This is a genomic window from Pseudonocardia alaniniphila (assembly GCF_022524485.1).
Lineage (GTDB): Bacteria > Actinomycetota > Actinomycetes > Mycobacteriales > Pseudonocardiaceae > Pseudonocardia > Pseudonocardia alaniniphila.
The window spans coordinates 1-18,810 of record NZ_JAKXMK010000004.1; the positions used below are offsets into that span (position 1 = coordinate 1).

Sequence of the window (18,810 nt, forward strand, 5' to 3'; positions counted from 1 at the left end):
CCCACATCCACACCGCCATGGCCCACCACGGCATCCACCCCGGCCTCAGCAACCACGACCTCAGCCAAGCCGCGCGCACGGACCACAACCGGCTGGTCCGCGCATGATCCACGACGGAGCCGACCGGGGTCTGCTGCGGCAGTTGTGGCAGTTCCGGGCCTATGGCCGCCCGCGCTTGCGGGCACTCTCGCTCGGCGTCGGGCTGCGGATCTGCGAACTGCTCGCCGACCTGGCTCAGCCCTGGCCGCTGGCGCTCGTCGTCGACGGCTTGTTCGCCGCCAACGGACCCCACGGACCGCCTGCGCTCCTCGCCTCGCTGGTCGGTGGTTCCACACGCACACTGCTGTTCGCGGCGGCCGTGGCGCTGCTGGTGGTCACGCTGGCGTCAGGCGCCTTCGACTATCTCGGCGACAGGGTGATGAACGGGGCAGGCGAGAAGATCACCGCCGCCATCCGCACGGACGCCTTCGCGAATCTGCAACGGCTGCCGATGACGTATCACGATCAGCACGCGGTCGGAGAGCTCACCAGCCGGATCTCGACGGACACCGACCGGATCGAGTCCAGCCTGACGGCCGTGTTCTCCACCCTGTTCCCGGGCGTGCTCTCGATCGTCGGGTTCGGCGCGGTGCTGGTCTCGGTCGACTGGCGACTGGGCTTGATCGCCATCGGATGCATTCCGGCCATCTTCCTCAGTTCGGCCCGGTACAGCCGCCTGACTCGCCAGTCGGCCCGCCAGCAACGGGCCGCGGAGGGGCGGCTCGCCGGGTTCGTCGCCGAGTCGTTGCAGGGCATCCGCACCATCCACGCCTTCGGCAGCCACCACCTGCACGACACGCGCTTCGCCGCGGACAACGGCGACACGCTGCGTGCCGGTCTGCGCGCGGTCGAACTGCGGGCGCGGTTCACGCCGCTGCTGGAGGGAATCACCGCGGTAGGGACGGCCGTGCTGCTCTGGGTAGGCGGCCTCGGAGTGCTCAACGGCTGGTGGACTGTGGGTCTGCTCGTCGTCGTCACCAGCTACCTGCGAGACATGATCAAACCGGTGCGGGGGTTGTCGAAGCTCTCGATGACCTTCACCCAGGGTGCGGCGTCCGCAGAACGGGTGGCCGAGGTGCTCGCCCGGACACCCCCGGCGACGCACGGAACGCAGCGACTGCCGGCCCGGGCCGATGGACGCATCGACCTGGACGACGTCGTCCTCGACTACGGACGCGGCCCCGTCCTGCACCACCTCGACCTCACCATCCGACCCGGCGAGCGGGTCGCCCTGCTCGGACCCAACGGAGCAGGCAAATCCACCGTCCTCGCCCTGATCGCCGGGCTCTACCGGCCCACGACAGGCACGATCTTCCTCGACGGCCGAAACACCGCCGACCTACCCAACCAGTGGCTCCACCGCCAGATCGCCGTCGTGCTCCAGGACACCTTCCTGTTCTCCGGAACAATCGCCGAGAACATCCGCTACGCGCGTCCCGACGCGACACCGGAAGAAGTGGCCCGGGCGGCGCAGACCGCACTCGTGTCCGACTTCGCCGACGGCCTCCCCGACGGACTCGACACGCGCCTCGGTGACGGTGGGATCGGGCTGTCCGGCGGCCAGCGTCAACGCGTGGGCGTCGCCCGCGCCCTGCTCCTCGACGCCCCCGTCGTGCTCCTCGACGAACCCACCGCAGGCTTCGACTCCCACGCCGAGCGACTCGTCGTCGAAGCCCTCACCCGCCTCGTCCAGGGCCGCACCGTCGTCATGACGACCCACCGCCCCGCACTCATCCGCCTCGCCACCCGCACCGTCGACATCCACGACGGCGTCGTCCAGCACCTCGCCCTGGCCCCCGGATCCTTCGATGACGACGATGAGGAGGCAGTGCAGTCGTCCGCTCCCGTCAGGAGGAACGGGACCACGGATTGATCACGACGCAGCCGCCGGGTGCGGCGGCAAGGTCGCGCCAAGATCGGCCGCATCCCCGCTAAGGCCGAGCAAGGGAGTGCCCTTCCAGCCGCACCAGCGCGGAGTCTCCACGGCAGATGAACTGCCGAGGGGGTCGGAAGGTGATGATTCAGGCCGGCGCGCTGTTGCTGCTCGCCGCACTCGCTGCTGTGGTGGGTGTGCTCTGCACGATGAGCGCCACCCGGCGTCGCTGATCCCGCCGTCCTCCTCGGTCGCGTCGAGCGGGCTGCCCGGGTCTGGTAGAGCCTGAACGGATGACCGCGGAGCCCGGCGCCCTGTCCCGCGTGGGGCTCCGCCGGCGCCGCCCTCGCCGCAGGCAGCATTCCGGCGCGACCAGCGGCGGAACGGAGCAGCCGGCTCGCTGATCACGGTCGCTTCAGGTTCCGTTCGATGGCTCGCCGGGCCACCTCGAGGACGTCCGCGCGGCTGGGCCGTGGGGCGCCCGGGGCGAGCGCAGCGGGTGGTTCGGGGGCTCGGGAGTGGCCGACAGCGGGGGCGTCGGGGGCGTTGTCGGCCGCGGTGGCGATGAGGGTGGCCGGGCCGTCGTCGCCGAGCCGGCGCAGCAGGTCGGCGAGGTTGCGCAGGGTGGTCCAGAGGTGGGTCCAATTGCTGGTGCGCGCGAAGTAGCCGATCACGTCCCGGTAGCCGCGGAGCGCGTCGTCGACGCGGCCGGCGTCGGCGCGCACCGTCAGCAGCCCCACGGTCGCCACGCCGACGAGGAACGTCGCCCCCGAGGTGCGGGCCAGGTCGATGGCGCGCAGGTAGTGCTGCTCCGCCGATTCGCGACGGCCCGAGGAGCTTTCGATCTCCCCGACCACGTACGCACCCCACGCGAGCATCGTGGGCGAGACGGCGCCGTCGAGTCCCTGGTCGTTCAGGGTCCGCGCCCGGTCGGGATCACCGGCGTAGGCGGCTGCCAGCGCGGCGATTCCGAGGCTCTCGCGGGGTGCGGTCGTGATCGCGGCCGAGGCGAGGGAGTGCTCGATGACCTCGTCGTACGACCCGCGGGCCAGAGCGGCCACCGACAGCGGCAGCAGGCAGTACCACGTGTCGGAGTTCTCGGTGGCCCGCTCGAGCCCGGCACAGGCGAGCCGTTCGGCCCGCGGGTAGTCGCCCCGGTGGTAGGCGGCCTCCGCCGCCGTGCCGAGTACGGCGCCGGCGCGGGGATGGGTGGTGAGCGCGGGGTCCTCGGCCAGTTCCTCGGCCCAGCCGCGGATCTCCACGAGATCGCGGTAGGTGACCGCGTCGAACAGCGCCGTGACCAGCGCTGCGGCGTCGTCGAGAGATCCCCGGTCGCGGACCAGCCGCCACGCGGCTCGCAGGTTCGGGAGCTCGTGGCGCAGGGCGGCGTCGGCCTCGGGTTCGCGCTCGGTGGTCATCGTGGCGGCGATCCAGGCGGTCAGCTCGACTGCCCACCTGATCAGGCTTGCCGTCGCGGTCTCGTCCTCGCCTGCCGCTGCCAGCCGGTCGAGGCCGAATGCGCGCAGCGTCTCCAGCATCCGGTACCGGGTGCGCCCGGTGACGTCGGCCTCGATCATCGAGGTGTCGACGAGTCGGGCCAGTGCGCTTCCCGGGTCACCGTCCACACCCAGGTCCGCGGCGAGCCGCTCGGCGGCGTCCACATCGACGCCGTCGACGAAAACGGCCAGGTGACGGAAAAGGCGGCGTTCGTCCTCGGACAGGAGCTGGTAGGACCACTCGATGGTCGCCCGCAGCGTCCGATGCCGCGCGTCGGCGCTGGGTCGGCCACCGCCCAGCAGGTCGAGCGAGCGGTCGAGCCGATGGTGCAGGTCGGCGAGGGAGAAGGTGGACAGCCGCCCGGCGGCGAGCTCGATGGCCAGGGGCATCCCGTCGAGGCGGCGGACGATGTCGGCGACAGTCCGCAGCTCGGCCGGTGTCGGTGGGGGACCGGGGCGGACCCGGCCGGCCCGGTCGAGGAAGACCGCCACCGATGGGACCTGCGGAAGGTCCCCGTCGGGGCCGGGTAGTGGGAGCGGCGCCAGCCGGAAGGCGTACTCGGCGGGCAGCCCCAGCCGCTCCCGGCTGGTGGTCAGCACGGACAGGTCGGGGCAGCCGGCCAGGACGACCTCGACGGTGTCGCGGACCGCGTCGAGCAGGTGCTCGCAGTTGTCGATCACCAGCGGACCGCGCCGGTCGCTCAGGACGGCGACGCAAGCTGCGAGGACGTCGCCCTGGACGACGGTCAGGTTCAGGGCTGCTGCCAGCGCGTGCGGGATGGCGGCCGGGTCCGTGACCGGTGCGAGCAGCAGGATGGTTGCCGCCTCGCACCGGCGCGCGACCTCGTCCGCGACACGGGTCTTGCCCACCCCGCCGGGCCCGACGAGCGTGACCAGCCGTTCGGCGGTGAGCAGCCGGTGCAGGTCCGAGACCTCGACCTCGCGGCCGATCAGCCGGCTTGCCGGCCGGGCGGGAACCGGAGCACCGCTTCTCCGGCTCGGCGTGCGCGCCGGACCTGCGGCGCCGGCCGCGATGACGCGCTCGAGCTCGCCCAACGCCGGTGACGGGTCGAGGCCGGCCTCCTCGGCCAGTCGGTGCCGGTACTCACGGCCGGTGCGCAGCGCCTCCGGTGCCTGCCCCGTCGTGGCCAGCGCGCGCATCAGCAGCAGGACGGCGGGTTCGCGCAGCGGGTCGTCGGCGTGGGCGGTCGTGGCCAGCGCGAGGACCCCGTGGCCCTGTCCCGCGTCGATCGCGCAGGCGAGCAGTGCGTCGGTCACCTCCCGGTACAGCTGGGCGCACCCCTCGACGGCCGTGGCGATCGGCGCGATGTCGGTGAGGTCGGAGAGAACCGGGCCTCGCCAGAGTGCGTGCGCCTCTCGCAGCAGGGCGCACGCGCCGGCGGCGTCGTCACAGGCGACGGCGCGCGCCCTCTCCACCAGCGACCGCGCGTGCGCGACATCCAGGCCGTCGGCCAGGAGGTCCAGCTGGTAGCCGTCCTGCCGGGTCTGCAATCGGGCCGCTGCATTGCCGAGGTGCGCGCGCAGCCGGGAGATGTGGGTGTGCAGTGCCTGGCGCCCGGACTCCGGCACCTCCGCCGGCCACAGTGCGTCCACCAGGTGGTCGATCGTCACGGTCCGGCCCTCGGCGAGCGCGAGCAGCGCGAGCACCGCTCGCCGCTTCGGTCCGGGCACGTCGACCGCTGTCGTGCCGACGACCAGCCGCAGCGGGCCGAGCACGTCGACGCGCACCGGCGGCGGTGCGTCTCCAGCTCCCATCGGTCCACCCCCGGGTGGACGGGCGGCCCGGCAACGACGGTGCGAGCGGCCGTTCGTCGTGCTGTCAGCCTGACGATAGCGCGTGTCAGAGCCGCGACAGTCCCGTCGCCGACCCTTGCCACCGACCGGCTGACACGTCGGTCGGACCAGGAGGGAGACGGGAGATGGACCAGGACAAGGTGACGGAGTTCCTCGGGCGGTTCGTGAGCGACCTGGCGGCGACCGACGCCGCGGGCTCGGTGGTCGTCGGTCACCGGCTCGGTCTCTACCGGGCGCTTGCACAGGGCCCGGCGACGCCCGAGCAGTTCGCCGAGCGGACCGGATGCCACCTGCGCTATCTCATCGAGTGGCTGCGCGGCCAGGCCGCAGGCGGGTACGTCGGCTACGACCCGGCCACCGGGGAGTTCTCGCTCAGCGAGGAGCAGGCGTTCTGCCTGGCCGACCCGAACGGCCCCAATGTGGCGGCCGCATTCCTCATCTCGCTCGGCATGCTGCGCGCCGAACCACGGATCACGGAGGCGTTCCGCACCGGCGCAGGCGTCGGCTGGCACGAGCACCACGACGACGTCGCCGTCGGCTGCGACGCGTTCTTCCGGCCGGGATACGTGGCCGCGCTGATCCCGAGCTGGATCCCGGCGCTGGACGGGGTCGACGCGAAGCTGACGGCCGGCGCCCGGGTGGCCGATCTCGGCTGTGGGCTCGGCTCCACGTCGATGCTCCTTGCGCAGGCCTACCCGCGCACCACAGTCGTCGGCTCGGACTACCACGCCGAGTCGATCGAGCTGGCCCTCAAGCGGGCCGCCGAGGCCGGTGTCACCGACCGGGTCACCTTCGAGGTGACCACGGCGCAGACCTTCACCGGAGAGAACTACGACCTGGTGACGATGTTCGACTGCCTGCACGACATGGGCGACCCGATCGGCGCGGCCCGCCGGGTGCGGCAGGCGCTGGCGCCGGACGGCACCTGGTTGCTGGTCGAGCCGTACGCGGCCGACGCGGTGGAGGGCAACCTCAACCCGGTCGGGCGGCTGTACTACAGCGCCTCCACATTCCTCTGCGTGCCCAACGGGCTCTCCCAACCAGGCGGCTATGCGCTCGGTGCGCAGGCAGGCGAGAGTGCCGTCCGCCAGGTGATCACCGACGCCGGCTTCACCCGGTTCCGGCGCGCCGCGCAGACCCCGTTCAACCTCGTCTACGAGGTCCGGCCGTAGGACGTCGGTCTGCGCACGATCACACGGTGCGCAGATCCATGTCGATGCGTTCGGCGACGATCCGCTGGAACCGCTCGCACTCCGTGAAGTCCTCGTGGTCGCACTGGAGGGCGCCGTCGACGAGCTCGAGTGATGTCTGGAGGGTGGCGATCCGGCGCGCGAGATCCGTGCGACGGCGGGCCAGGATCGCCCGCCGTTGCGCGGGATCCCGCGCGGTGAGCATCTCGTGGATCTCCGTGAGCTCCATGCCGGCCTCCTTCGCACGGAGGATCACCGCGATCCGATAGAGATCGGTGTCGCGGTAGCGGCGCCGATCACCCGCGGCCCGTGCCGGTTCCAGCAGCCCCATCGACTCCCAGTGCCGCAGGACGTGGGTGGCCAATCCGAAGCGCCCTGCGACCTCGCCGATGCTCATCCCGCCGGTGACGCTTGACTTCATGCCGACATTAAGAAGCACGCTGATCGGCATGTCCACCAGCACCCCGATACAAAGACTCATCGCGGTCCTCGACGTCGTCGACGACCTTCCGGGCGCTTCCGAGGTCAGAGAACGGACCTACGAGTTGCTCGCCGCGGCGCCCGGCGACTGCGTCGTCGACGTCGGATGCGGGACGGGCCGCGCGGTCGGCGAGATGCACCAGCGCGGCGTGCGCGCCGTCGGCGTCGACATCGACGACACGATGCTCGCGGTAGCTCGCGAGCGGTGGCCGGCGTCGCCGTTTCGGCTCGCTGACGCCCCCCACCTGCCGCTCGCTGACGGTGAAGCACAGGGATACCGGGCCGACAAGCTCTACCACGCTCTCGACGACCCTGGCCGAGCACTTCTGGAGGCCCGGCGGGTTCTCACACCCGGTGGACGGATCGTGCTCGCCGGCCAGGACTGGGACACGCTCGTCATCGACTCCGACCAGCCGGAACTGACCCGCCTCCTGGTGGCGGCGCGCGCCGACACCGTTGCGAGTCCGCGGGTGGCGCGTGCCTACCGAACGCTGCTGCTCGACCACGGGTTCGCCGACGTCAGCGTCGAGGTGCACACGGGGATCTTCACCGACTCCCGCATGTTGCCCCTGGTCTCCGGACTGGCCGACGCCGCGGTCGCCGGGGGAGTCCTCACCCGTGCTGAGGTGGACGGCTGGGTCGGCGAGCAGACCGAGCGGGCCCGCAGCGGCAGATTCCTACTCGTGGTCCCGCTGTTCGTAGCGGCGGGAACGCGTCGCTGACACGGTGGCGAGCCGGCGACCCTCGTCGATCAGCTGTGACCGGCCGGTGGCAGCGCTCGAACCGAGCGCTCCACCGCTGCGCGCCTCAGATCCGAGGCGTAGAGCTCGCCGGTCAGCGCGGAGACGACAGCAGCGGCAACGAGTCCGCCGACCACGATCGCGATCAAGAGGCCCGAATAGCCGATCGAATCGGCCACCGAAGCGATGAACTGAATGCGATCACCCATTGTCCGTTCCTTCTCCCGATTCCCCGCGCCCGCGATGGCGCCTGACGCCAACATGCCCGCTCCCACTCGCCGCGGCGATGGGGCGAGCCCCACGGTCCGGGGTCACAACCCCCCTGCCTAGGTGGGGTTTGCCTCGTATCAGGTGGCTGAGGAGATCGCCACTGAGGAGATCGTGTGGATGATCGCTATCCCGAACCCTTGCCGTTCATCATCTTCATCATCATGTTCTGGACGTTCAGAACTGCCGGCGGCATGAGGACCAGCGGCCTCATCATCCCCTCGTCCTCATGGTCGAGGATGTGGCAGTGGTACACGTAGCGGCCGGTCTTGTCGTCGAACCGACCGGCGACCGTGACCATCTCGTTCACCGGCACGCCGACGACGTCCTTCCACCCCGACTCCGAAGCGGCGATCAGCCGGGACGCCCCCAGCCCGATCGGCTTGGTCGTGCCGCCGAGCTCGGTGTCCAGCCCACTGGGGTCGAGGGCCCGGCGTTCGATCAGCTGGAAGTTCATCACGTGGATGTGCATCGGGTGCACGATCTGCCGGTTGGCCTGATCCACATTGAGGAAGTGCCACTTCTCCCAGCTTCCTGACGCGCCGAAGAAGTTGGTGGTCTCCTCGAAGCTCTGGGCCGTGACGCGGAAGGTCCTCGTACCGCCGGGGAGCGCGATCTGGATGATCCCGGCACCGGGCTTCGTGTCCGGATCCGCGTCCACGAGCTCCCACATCTTCGGCATGCCTGTCACGTCGAACGCGAGCATCACGAAGCGCTCGACCGCGTTCTTCGGCACGTCGGCGGCGGTGATCCGCTTGAAGTCGCTGAGCTTCTTCGGCAGCCGGTAGGCCGAGCCGGACCCGCGGGTGGCACCGACCCGGAACTGCATGACGTCGGGGAACGGGATGTTCACGGCCGGAGCCGCTTTACCGGCCGGCACGGAGGGGTCGGTGTTGACCAGCCGGAGCCTCCTGTTCGGGAAGCCGGCGAAGTCGATCACGATGTCGACCCGTTCCCCCGGGTTGATCGTCAGCATCTCGTCAAGCGTGCGAGCGGCGCCCAGCAGCCCGCCGTCGGTGCCGATCACGCGGATGACGTGTCTGAGCGGCCTGCCGGTCTTCTCGTCGAGGACGGCCAGCGCGTAGGCCCGCGTGAGCGAGGTGTTCACCATTCGGAAGCGGTAGGCCCGGGCCTCCACCTGGAGGTGCGGCCAGACCACGCCGTTCACCATGGTGAACGGCCCGGTGGTCCCGACGGCAGCCGGGATGGCCCCGCGCATCGCGGGGCCCAGCTGGACGCGTTTGATCAGGATCTGACCGTTGATCAGGCCTTTGGAGTCCGTGTCGAAGTTGATGTCCGAGAGCATCAGCGGGATCTCGTAGGCGCCGCTCGGCAGGCCGAGACGGTCCTCGCCCGCATCACGGACGATGTAGTTGCCGACCAGCCCGGCAGCCACGTTGACGGCGGTGATCGGCATGGCGTGATCGTGGTAGAAGAGGTGGGCTGCCGGGCTCTCGTTGGTGTATTCGCTGAGCTGCACGTCACCGGGCGTGATCCCGGACTCGGGCAACCCGTCGTACACAGCGTGCTGGCTTCCGCCGTGCACATGCACCGAGGTCCACGGTGTGAGCTCGACGAGCTCACGGCGCGCCGGGGCCCCGTCCGCACCAGGCGCGTTGGCGGCCGCGAGTCCGGGCGGTGGTCCTGAAGGCGGCACGAAGACGCCCTTCACCGGGCTCGTGCCGGTGAGTGCGTTCCGCCACGCGATGCGGATCCTCTGGCCGCGCTGCACCTCGATGGTGGGGCCGGGGTAACTACCTTCGTACGTCCACATCGGCGTCGGCGGCAGCTGGGAGTGCAGCCGAACCTTCTTTGCGACGATGTTGATCTCGTTCGTCCCGATGGTCCTGGGCTTCAGCGTGGGAGGTATCTGCAGAGGGTCCATGAACGGGGTCAGCTTGGAGACCTGCGGGCTGGTCGGCCCGGCTCGCAACGTGCCCGAACCTGGCGTGATGAGCGACGCCTCCGCCGCCGACGCCGTGCTGACGTCGCCGCTCAGCAGCTGTGTTCCTCCGTAAACGGCTGCCGCCGCGGTGCCGGCAAATCCGATGAAACTACGTCGACTGTGTTCATTCACAGTATGCAGACCTCCGCATGCGTCTACCGTATCTGTAGCTGGAAAGTGTTTCGGTGAATTGAGCGCGCTATATGCGACAAGCGGGTCGAAGCTGTGTCATCGAATGCGGCAATGCTGGGGCCCTCGCCGAATCAAGAGCAATCTCCGTTTCCGTCCCTTTGCTTGACTGCCGGGCGCGCAGGCCGCGCCGGAAGCGCCCTGTAGTTCACGTGTCCGAGCCCGTTCGAGTTCATCCGTTGCGCATGCCACGCGTCACAGTGCAGGGGCTGCTCGAGAGACGGACTCGGCGGCTGACGTCGTCTCCTTCATCGGAAGCCGTGGTTCTCCGCGGGGATCATCCGCGCGAACCACGATCTCTCGCGGGTCGTAGCAGGAATCGCCGGCGGCCGGATCACAAGGCGATGTCGTGCAATGGCTCGTCGCCCTCGCGCAAGACCTCGGTGTCGATGCGCCGGCCGGTGACCGGGCAGAGGTACTCGCGGTGGCGGATCGCCCACCCGGCACGGCCTTCGCGGGTTGCGAATTCGGGCCCGAGTTCCCGGATGGGCCGATCGAGCACAGCGCACCGTTCCTTGTAATTGGCAGCGGTCGGGCCGAGCAGTGCCCGGCCGGTGACGGTGACGAACTGGCGGGATTCGCCGTCGTGCTCGGCTGTCGCGAGTTCGCCCCCCAGCAGGCGCAGGGGCGCATCCTCGGGCAGGGTCTCGATCCGGTCCGGCAGGGTCGCCGTGGCCAGGCGGGCAGCGAACAGCGCGTCGCGCCGTGTGGCGGTGGCCGACTCGTCGACCCGGCCTGCTGTGTCGAGGACGACCCCGTAGACGCGCTCGGCGGCCGAGGCGGGCAACGAGCCCGCCGCGATGTCGGCCACGATCAGGTGCGGCTCCCGAGTCAACGGATCGCCGAAGCCGGGCGCGTTGGCGCCAGTCCACTCCCAGACGTCGTCGTCGGCGACCCGCAGCGCGGGGCCTTTGGCCTCGATCGCGGCGTCGGCTCCGGTGATGGCGGCGAAGTCCGTCGGGATCTGACCGTCCTGCATCCTCGTGCGGACGTCGCAGCCGTGTTTGAGCCGGAAGCGCCCGACCGAGCCGGGGTTGGCACCGAAACCGCCGACCGCCTTGGGAAAGGACTCGTCGACGTAGACCGCAGCAACGAGTTCCGGGACTTTCCAGGGGATCGCGGACTCGACGAACCCGCGGCCGCCGCGGTGGCGACCTGCCCCGGCGGCCCCACCCGGCAGGGCCCGCCGGTAGAGGAAGAGCATCGGCCAGAGCAGCTCGAGCTCCTCGATGTTGCTCGCCGTTCCCTCGGGAATCCAGAAATGGCCACCGAAGTCGACGCCGTCACCCGCCGATGAGGCAGCCAGTGACCCGATCATGTTGTCCACGTTGGTCGCGATGAAAGGCGTGCCGTCGGCCGTCGCTCCACCGGTGACCAGGCCGTAGAAGGCCGGATGTGCAGGACCGATCGCCAGCGCGGCGATCTCCGGCTCGGCGCAGGCCAGCATCTTGCCGATCACCGTGCCGGCGAGGCTGATCAGCGTTTCCATGGTGTACATGCCTGCCGGACTCACCGCCGCCGGGAAGTCCGCGCACGACAGCGTGCCGGGCACGGGGTCGAAGTGGACGCGCCGATACACGCCGCCGTAGGCGCCGGCCAGGTCGGCGGTGAGCGACGCCGTCAGCGCCGCGAGGAAAGCGCCGACGAACCCGGCGTAGGCGACGTTGATCGAGCCGGCCTGCGGGTCGGTACCGCGGTTGTCGACGTAGAGATGCTCGCCGGTCTTGCGGAGCGTCATCCGGTAGACGTACGTGGCGTCGTCGCCGGTACGGGCGGCCTCCGCGTAGACCCGATGGCTCCAGACCCCGTCGGGGACCTTGCGCAGGCGTTCGGCGATGGTCCGCTCCCCGGCGTCGAGCACCCGGTTCATCACCGACTTGACGACATCAGCGCCGTAGCGTCCTACCAGCTTCGTGATCTTGTCGGACGCGACCAGGTTGGCCGAGATCGCCGCGCGCAGGTCCATGTGGACGTTGGTCGGCACGCGCGACTGCCGCAGGAACATCTGCTCCAGATCCGTGCGAACAACACCCCGGCTGACCAGCTTGAACGGCGGGAACGCCGGCGGGTCGAGGAACATGTCGGTCGCGTCGACGCAGAAGCTGCCCATGACCGAGCCGCCCACGTCGGTGTGGTGCAGCACGTTCGACACCCAGCAGAACAGCTCGTCGCCGACGAACACCGGGGCGGCCACCACGGCGTCGGGCTGGTGAGGCGAACCGACGAACGGGTCGTTGGACAGGAACATGTCCCCGGGCTCGATGCCTGGGTCCTCCGCCCGGTGCTCCAGGATCCATTTGATCGTCAGCGACTGGGAATTGGAGAAGTACTGCAGGTAGGGGCCGAGGAAGACCAGATCACCCTCCTGCGTGGTGATCGACGGCTGGAAGTCACGCGTGATCATCGTGACCGGCGAGACGCACAGCCGCTGCAGCGTCCGACCGTGCTCCAGGTTGATGTTCATCAGCGAGTATCGGATGACCTCGAACGTCACCGGGTCGACCTCGTCGGACGACGCGGAGTGCAGGCGCAGCGACGAGGGGATGTCCAGCGTCGCGCCCGGAACGTACCCGCGCCGCACACCGTCCCACGCGATCGCGGGTGCATCGGGCAGTGCGTTCATCAGGTCGTCCCCTTCGACGTGGACAGCCGGAGCCGGAGTTCGCCGCGGGATCCGGTGGCAAGGGATGCGCCCGGCGGCACGGCGATGGTCGTGTGCGCGAGCTCGACGAGCGCGGGCCCGGTGACCGTTGCCGCCGGAATGCCGGGATGGACCTCGGTGGCCGTCCATCCCCGGTCCGGCCAGTAGACCTCCGTCGACGCGGGCGTGGACGACCCACCAACGGTGGCCGTGGGCGTCGGGATGGCGGCCGCGACCGAGGCCCGCGCACGGAAGGCGAAGACCTCGACGCTCTGGAACATCGCCGTGCCGCCCGAGCCGTAACGGCGGACGTACTCGGCGTCGAAGTCGGCCGGCAGGTTCGTCCCGGCGTCCGAGCCCGGCAGCGAGACGGGGATCTCCAGGCTGTGCATGAGCTGCTCCCGGAAGCGCATCAGGGCGTCGACCTCCACGACGGCGTCCTCGGCGTCGACCCCGGCCGCCTTCAGGTCGGCTCGAGCGGCCACCTCGACCTCGGCGACCGTCGCCGCGAGCACATCGGCCCGTTCGCCCTCGAACGGCGCGAGCAGCCCGCGCTCCAGCTCCCGATAGATCACGACGTCACTCGAGGCGATCCCGTAGGCCGACAGCGTCGACGCCCCGTCGCCGAGCGGAATCACCGCCTCGTGCACCTCGGACTCGGCGGCGAAGCCGAAGGCGTGCACCGGACCGGCGCCGCCGTAGGCGTAGAGGACGAAGTCCCGCGGGTCGTGCCCGTTCTCGAGAGTCTGCTGCCGGATCATGGCCGCCGCGCGCATGTTGTTGATCCGGAGAATCCCCGCCGCGGTGTCCTCCAGCGGCAGCCCGAGTTGCGTGGCGAGACCGCCGACAGCCGTCACCGCGGCGTCACGGTGAAGCGGCATCCGGCCGTCGAGGAAGGCCTCGGGGCGCAGGAGGCCGAGCACGACATCGGCGTCGGTGACGGTCGGCCGGGTACCCCCGCGGCCGTAGCAGGCGGGCCCGGGCTCCGAGCCCGCGCTCTGCGGACCGACCCGAAGCCCACCTGTCGCCCCGTCGAACCAGGCGAGTGAGCCACCGCCGCAGGCGGCGCTCCGCACGTCCAGGTGCGGCAGCCGGTACGTGTACTGATCGATCACGTTCTCCTGCGCCATCACCGGCTTACCGTCGATGACCAGGCCGATGTCGAACGAGGTGCCGCCCATGTCGGTGGCCACGACCCGGTCGTGGCGATATGTCCGCGCCAGTCCCGCGGCCCCGGCAAGGCCGCCTGCCGGCCCGGAGTCGATGGTGCCCAGCGGGGTGGCGGCCGCAGTCGCGGCCGGCAGCACGCCTCCGTGGGACTGCATGACGAGCAGCGGTTCGGCCAACCCGGCCTCACCGAGCCGCTCCGCGAGCCGGCCCAGGTACCGGGAGCACGCGGGCCCGACGTATCCGTTCATCACCGTCGCCACCGTGCGCTCGTACTCACCCAGGCGCGGCGAGACCACCGCGGAACTGGACACGAACACATCCGGCGCAACGGCAGCGAGCGCCTCCGCGAGAGCCTGCTCGTGCTCGGGGTTGGCGAACGACCAGAGCAGCGCGATCGCGACCGAGTCGAGCCGGTGCTCGGCGATCATCCGTCTGATGTCCTCGACCGCCGCGTCGGTGTCGAGCGAGACGACCACCGCCCCCGACGCGTCGATCCGCTCGTGTACCTCGATCACCGCACCGGGCACCGTGATCGGCTCCGGGAGCCTGCTGCCGTGCACCGAGAAGACCTCGTCGATCGAACGGCCTGCGACCCGGCCCGAGCCGCGCATCATCGTCAGTGCATCACTGTGACCGGCAGTCGCGACCAACCCGACCCGCGCGCCCTGCCGCTCGAGCACCGCGTTGGTGCCGATGGTCGTGCCGTGCCCGAACCGGCTCGTCCGAGCCAGGAGAGTCGGCAGATCGACGCCCGTGGCCTCCGCGAGTCGCTCGAGCGCCGCCATCACACCCGAGACCGGATCGTCCTTCGTGGACAAGGCCTTCGCCGTGCGCTGGTCGCCCCTCCGATCGACCAGTACGCAGTCCGTGAAAGTGCCGCCGATGTCCACGCCGATGAAATAGATGACCAACACTCCCGGATTCACCTCGCGCCAGAAACCGGACGCGCCACCTGTTCGAACGACTTGCTCATCAGTGGTAGGAAACGCCCGTTCGTCGCATCGCTTCAGCGACTCGGCGCCGGGCAACGCAGCCTGGCATAAATCTATTGCGGGCCGCGGACCACGTCTTCCACGGTAGATCTGCATTGAGGGTAACCAGGTGGTTCTCCATCGACAAGCCTGCGTCGGCCGCGAGGGTGGGAAAGGGGGTGCCGAATCGAACGATATATGGGTCGTTCGACCCATCCGCCTGGTTGGGCTGCTGCCGTCCGTCCGCGCGCCACCAGCCCTGAATTTCGTCACCGTCTTGACAGTCACGCGTATGGCGGGGAATTCTCGTCACTTGCAGAACGGCGGCCAGCGGTCGGGACGGGCGGAGAGGAGGTGTGCGTCAGTGGCAGCGCTACGTGCCCCACAGTGTGAACGGTCCGCTCGAGAAGTATGCGCCCGCCGAACGATCCGTACGCTGAGGATCGCCTCAGGAACGGCGCGCAACGGCCCCGATCCGCGCCACCTGCCGGGAGGCTCTGATCTAACTGATGGATCGTTCAATATACTCGTAGACGGTGACGGTCGGTCGTAGCAGCTGTTCGCAGAGGGCTGTTCGATCATTCTCGCGCAATGCCTTCAGAACGCCCATGAGAATGTTATCGTCGATCTGGCTGATCTTCACGGCCGTGAAGGAGAGTGCGCGATATGCAGACGTTCGTGCCCAAAGATCGACGACGGCCTGCACCACGAGCTGTTCGGGTGAGAGGCGGTGGACCGTCAAGAGGAATTGTTCGATCAGCGCCATGTGCTCGGCGCGATCCGCCCGTGCATCCGCAGCTCTTGCTCTGTCCACCAGTTCGGAGAGTTCCGCCATCTTGGCGTCCGACGGCCAGACGGCGGTTGCTGCAGTCTCATTTTCCAGCAGTCTCCGCATCAAGTAGAGCTGACGCATTTCATGGAGACTGATCCTCGCGACGAAATAACCTCTGTTGAGAGAGTGGTCCAAAAGTCCTTCGGATGTGAGCACCTCCAGGGCCTCCCGGATCGGCGGACGGCTCACCTGTGCCTTTTCGGCCCACTCTTGTTGACGAACCTGCTCGCCCGGCAACAGCTCGCCCTTGGCGATCGCATCGCGAATCATGGCGGCCACCCTGCTGGACGTCATGCGTCGCGTCGCACGATCCGGGCTGCGCTCCACGGCGCCGGCCGCAGCGTTCGTCGACACAGCTCACTCCGCTCTTCGCCGGAAACTTACGGCTACAGGATACAGGGGCATGATATCGGGAGGCGACAAAACTGGCGACAGCAAACAAAATCTGACGCTATGCGGCGCACCTCTTGTCGTGGCACTTGCTGTCAAGACAGGATCGTCGGACCTTGAGAAAAGGAGAAGCGGGCAGCGGCTCCGAAATCGGCCCGGCCACGGTCATTTCGGCCGGCCCTTGCCCGTTCGGCGCGCTTCTGGTCGGCTTGGCGGTGTGATGTGGGGCACCTCACCTGAACTGTGTCGAGCCGTCTGCCAGGGTCCGTCGAGCGGGGCCCTATGCGTGGACCACTACACAGGGAGCCCGGCCGGCCACCGGCAACGCGCCATCGCGCATGCCAGGAAGGAATCCGGTTTCTGTGCAAATTACCCCATTGGCCGGCGAAGCGCGCAATCGCACCGGCGTCAGCCCGGGCCATCGCCTTGACACTGGCATCGGCGGATGCCTTCAATATTGTCGGCAATCGGGAGAACGATCAATCCTTCAGGGATCGATCATGAGATGGGTGAGGGCAGCGAGCTTGCTGAGTCGGGAGGGCGTCAGGCTTCTCGCGGAGTCGAGGCCGGGCACGTCGATCGAGTGGGCGTCGTGCACCACAAGAATCATCACCTCGCTGCCGACTGCTACCGCACACGGGAGAGGGGGCGCGGCGGCCCAGGTCCCATACCTACCGGCTGAGGCGGCGTGAGCGCCGACGCTCGACGTCGACAGCTCGGCGACTTCCTCAAGGCGCGGCGCCGGCGGTTGGTCCGTGCCGAGCTGGGCCTGCGCCCTGTCGGGGGGAGAAGCACGGGACTGCGGCGCGAGGAGGTCGCGGTCCTGTCCGGCGTCAGCGTCACCTGGTACGCCTGGCTGGAACAGGGTCGGGGCCGCCAGCCGTCTCGCCACGTGCTCGACGCGATCGCGACCGCCTTGCGCCTCTCAGCTGTCGAGCGTTCGTATCTGCTGTCGTTGGCCGGATACTTGGCTGCTCAACCTGCGGGGGGCGTGATCGCACAGACGTCACCGGAGCCGGTGCTACGGCTGCTGGACCACCTGACGGACCTGCCGGCTTACGTGATCGACGCGGACTGGCAGATCCTCCACTGGACCACCGCGTTTGCGGCGCTGTACCCGAACGTGGCGGCTGTTGCCGAGGAAGAGCGGAACCTGCTGTGGCTCGTCTTCACTGATCCCTCTCTGCGTGAGATGCTGCCCGACTGGGAAATCGTGGCTCAGCATCTCCTCGCCGAGTTCCGGGCCGACGCCGGGCCCCGCCTCGTCGATCCACCACTTGCCGATCTTGCACGGAAGCTTGTCGAAGTCAGCCCCGAGTTCCGCGCTGCCTGGGACAGGCACGACGTCATCGGGTCCACTCCTTCCAAGCGCCTGATCCGACACCCCATCGGCGATCTTCACCTCGAGCGCCATCGCGCCCGGTTCTCTGACCCTCCTTCCATGCATGTGGTGATCTACACGCCGCAATCTCCCGAAACCCGCGAATTGATACGTCAATTGTGTCGCTGCTTCGACCAGTAGTTCGGTGACGGAGGGGATGTCCTGACCGTGTGGGAACAGGTGTCGTCGATGCTCGCGCCGCAACCGGGAGAACGGGTGCTCGACATCGGGTCCGGGCCGGGTCATCTGCTCGTGCCGATTGCGGAGGCGGTGGGCCCGACGGGCGCGGCGCATGGCGTGGATCCGAGTCCGGCGATGAACGCGTTGGCCGCCGCGCGCACCGACGGCATGCCGTGGGTTCGTATCGACGACGGTGATGCGGTCGCGTTGCCATATGCCGACGGTGTGTTCGATGCGGCGGTGTCCACCCAGGTCTATGAGTACGTCGCCGAAATCGCGGTGGCGCTCGGTGAGCTGCGGCGAGTTCTGCGGTCCGGTGCGGGCGTTGATCCTCGACACGGGTGTGGATTCGCCGGTGTGGCACACCGCTGATCGAGAGTTGCACGAGCGCGCTCTCGCGGCGTGGGAGGAACATCTTGTGCACCCGCGTCTGCCGAGGTCACTCGGCGGACTGTTGCGCCGCGCCGGGTTCCGCGTCACGGAGCAGCGGGTGGGCCACCACCTGCACAGCATCAACCGGTACCTGTCCCTGGAGACGGTTGCCTGACCTCCGCGCCTCCCGTCAAGCGCTGACGAGGGGTTGTTGGCGGCTCACGGGTGGGTATAGGCAGGTTTCGCCGACGTCCGGGGCTCCGGCGCGCAGATACCGCCGTTCCCAGGTGTTGTGATGGGCTCTGTCCAGAGAGGGATGATCCATGGCGGCGAAGAAGAATTTGATCGAGGCGAGCGTGGTGATCCGCAAGCCACGTGAGGAGGTCTTCGGGTTCTACCGGGATTTCGGGAACCTGCCCCGTTTCCTGGGGGACGTCATGGCGGTCGAGCAGGTGGGTCCGACGGATTCTCGGTGGACGATACAAGGCCCTCTCGGTGTTCGGCTCGCCTGGACGGTACGAGTGACCGAAGAACGCGCCAACGAGTTGATTCGTTACGAGACTGTCGGTCTGCCCCAACTGACGACCTACTGGGAGATCCACTTCGATCCGGGATCGCGGGCCGGCGAGACAGAGGTCCGTGAAGTGATGAAGGCACCTCTCGGTAGATCAGGACGTGCGCTGCTCGCCGTGATTCGGAAATTTCCCGACAAGGAAGTGGCCGCGAACCTGAACAGGCTGAAGCAGCTGATGGAGACGGGGACCGTGACCGACACCAGTTATGCGGTGGCGGGCAAGTTCGGCCGGCGCGCGCACTGACGGCTGCCGGCGGGGCGAGCA

General features: G+C 69.1%; 14 protein-coding genes. 7 read left to right on the forward strand and 7 right to left on the reverse strand.

The features are described 5' to 3' along the window. Window positions 1–103: 103 nt before the first annotated feature. The gene (locus tag MMF94_RS04925; protein WP_241035055.1) at window positions 104–1,912 is read left to right on the forward strand and encodes an ABC transporter ATP-binding protein; all 1,809 of its coding nucleotides are present in this window, start codon (window positions 104–106) and stop codon (window positions 1,910–1,912) included. Window positions 1,913–2,316: 404 nt separating this feature from the next. On the opposite strand, the gene MMF94_RS04930 is transcribed toward MMF94_RS04925, so the two are convergent. After that, window positions 2,317–5,184 carry an AfsR/SARP family transcriptional regulator gene (locus MMF94_RS04930; protein ID WP_241035056.1) on the reverse strand — a complete coding sequence of 956 codons (2,868 nt, stop codon included), beginning with the start codon at window positions 5,182–5,184 and terminating at the stop codon, window positions 2,317–2,319. Window positions 5,185–5,348: 164 nt separating this feature from the next. On the opposite strand from MMF94_RS04930, the gene MMF94_RS04935 reads away from it, so the two are divergent. Further along, window positions 5,349–6,395, forward strand: a complete 1,047-nt coding sequence (locus tag MMF94_RS04935) for a class I SAM-dependent methyltransferase (RefSeq protein ID WP_241035057.1) — start codon at window positions 5,349–5,351, stop codon at window positions 6,393–6,395. 19 nt (window positions 6,396–6,414) lie between these two features. Here the strand turns inward: MMF94_RS04935 and MMF94_RS04940 are convergent, their stop codons facing one another. Then, window positions 6,415–6,834 carry a MerR family transcriptional regulator gene (locus MMF94_RS04940; RefSeq protein WP_241035058.1) on the reverse strand — a complete coding sequence of 140 codons (420 nt, stop codon included), beginning with the start codon at window positions 6,832–6,834 and terminating at the stop codon, window positions 6,415–6,417. A 28-nt stretch (window positions 6,835–6,862) separates the two neighbouring features. On the opposite strand from MMF94_RS04940, the gene MMF94_RS04945 reads away from it, so the two are divergent. Beyond that, complete coding sequence (locus MMF94_RS04945) at window positions 6,863–7,615, forward strand: methyltransferase domain-containing protein (protein WP_241035059.1); 753 nt, start codon at window positions 6,863–6,865, stop codon at window positions 7,613–7,615. A gap of 29 nt (window positions 7,616–7,644) precedes the next feature. Here MMF94_RS04945 and MMF94_RS04950 read toward each other — a convergent pair whose 3' ends face one another. The 5 genes from MMF94_RS04950 to MMF94_RS04970 form a co-directional block, all read right to left on the reverse strand. Continuing rightward, complete coding sequence (locus MMF94_RS04950; protein ID WP_241035060.1) at window positions 7,645–7,842, reverse strand: hypothetical protein; 198 nt, start codon at window positions 7,840–7,842, stop codon at window positions 7,645–7,647. A 185-nt stretch (window positions 7,843–8,027) separates the two neighbouring features. Further along, complete coding sequence (locus MMF94_RS04955; protein WP_241035061.1) at window positions 8,028–9,977, reverse strand: multicopper oxidase family protein; 1,950 nt, start codon at window positions 9,975–9,977, stop codon at window positions 8,028–8,030. A gap of 391 nt (window positions 9,978–10,368) precedes the next feature. Next, complete coding sequence (locus MMF94_RS04960; RefSeq protein ID WP_241035062.1) at window positions 10,369–12,657, reverse strand: hydantoinase B/oxoprolinase family protein; 2,289 nt, start codon at window positions 12,655–12,657, stop codon at window positions 10,369–10,371. After that, window positions 12,657–14,759, reverse strand: a complete 2,103-nt coding sequence (locus tag MMF94_RS04965) for a hydantoinase/oxoprolinase family protein (protein ID WP_241035063.1) — start codon at window positions 14,757–14,759, stop codon at window positions 12,657–12,659. The genes MMF94_RS04960 and MMF94_RS04965 overlap by 1 nt, the downstream gene beginning before the upstream one ends. 559 nt (window positions 14,760–15,318) lie before the next feature. Beyond that, window positions 15,319–16,002 carry a GntR family transcriptional regulator gene (locus MMF94_RS04970; RefSeq protein WP_241035064.1) on the reverse strand — a complete coding sequence of 228 codons (684 nt, stop codon included), beginning with the start codon at window positions 16,000–16,002 and terminating at the stop codon, window positions 15,319–15,321. Window positions 16,003–16,726: 724 nt separating this feature from the next. On the opposite strand from MMF94_RS04970, the gene MMF94_RS04975 reads away from it, so the two are divergent. The 4 genes from MMF94_RS04975 to MMF94_RS04985 all read left to right on the forward strand — a co-directional run bounded on the left by MMF94_RS04975 (window position 16,727) and on the right by MMF94_RS04985 (window position 18,789). Further along, window positions 16,727–17,560, forward strand: a complete 834-nt coding sequence (locus MMF94_RS04975; RefSeq protein WP_241035065.1) for a helix-turn-helix transcriptional regulator — start codon at window positions 16,727–16,729, stop codon at window positions 17,558–17,560. Between the two features lie 48 nt (window positions 17,561–17,608). Continuing rightward, a complete protein-coding gene (locus MMF94_RS04980; RefSeq protein ID WP_277398650.1) occupies window positions 17,609–17,971 on the forward strand; it encodes a methyltransferase domain-containing protein in 363 nt (120 codons plus the stop codon). 46 nt (window positions 17,972–18,017) lie between these two features. Beyond that, on the forward strand, window positions 18,018–18,146 hold the full coding sequence (locus tag MMF94_RS43265; protein ID WP_277398651.1) for a hypothetical protein: 129 nt from the start codon (window positions 18,018–18,020) through the stop codon (window positions 18,144–18,146). A 148-nt stretch (window positions 18,147–18,294) separates the two neighbouring features. Further along, window positions 18,295–18,789, forward strand: coding sequence for an SRPBCC family protein (locus MMF94_RS04985; protein ID WP_241035067.1), 495 nt, complete (start codon window positions 18,295–18,297; stop codon window positions 18,787–18,789). Window positions 18,790–18,810: the final 21 nt, after the last annotated feature.

What these genes read in the sequence shown, in the direction of transcription:
- MMF94_RS04925 (WP_241035055.1), top strand. Translation starts at nt 104, where the DNA reads ATGATCCACGACGGAGCCGACCGGGGTCTGCTGCGGCAGTTGTGGCAG.
- MMF94_RS04930 (WP_241035056.1), bottom strand. Translation starts at nt 5,184, where the DNA reads ATGGGAGCTGGAGACGCACCGCCGCCGGTGCGCGTCGACGTGCTCGGC.
- MMF94_RS04935 (WP_241035057.1), top strand. Translation starts at nt 5,349, where the DNA reads ATGGACCAGGACAAGGTGACGGAGTTCCTCGGGCGGTTCGTGAGCGAC.
- MMF94_RS04940 (WP_241035058.1), bottom strand. Translation starts at nt 6,834, where the DNA reads ATGAAGTCAAGCGTCACCGGCGGGATGAGCATCGGCGAGGTCGCAGGG.
- MMF94_RS04945 (WP_241035059.1), top strand. Translation starts at nt 6,863, where the DNA reads ATGTCCACCAGCACCCCGATACAAAGACTCATCGCGGTCCTCGACGTC.
- MMF94_RS04950 (WP_241035060.1), bottom strand. Translation starts at nt 7,842, where the DNA reads ATGGGTGATCGCATTCAGTTCATCGCTTCGGTGGCCGATTCGATCGGC.
- MMF94_RS04960 (WP_241035062.1), bottom strand. Translation starts at nt 12,657, where the DNA reads ATGAACGCACTGCCCGATGCACCCGCGATCGCGTGGGACGGTGTGCGG.
- MMF94_RS04980 (WP_277398650.1), top strand. Translation starts at nt 17,609, where the DNA reads ATGCTCGCGCCGCAACCGGGAGAACGGGTGCTCGACATCGGGTCCGGG.
- MMF94_RS04985 (WP_241035067.1), top strand. Translation starts at nt 18,295, where the DNA reads ATGGCGGCGAAGAAGAATTTGATCGAGGCGAGCGTGGTGATCCGCAAG.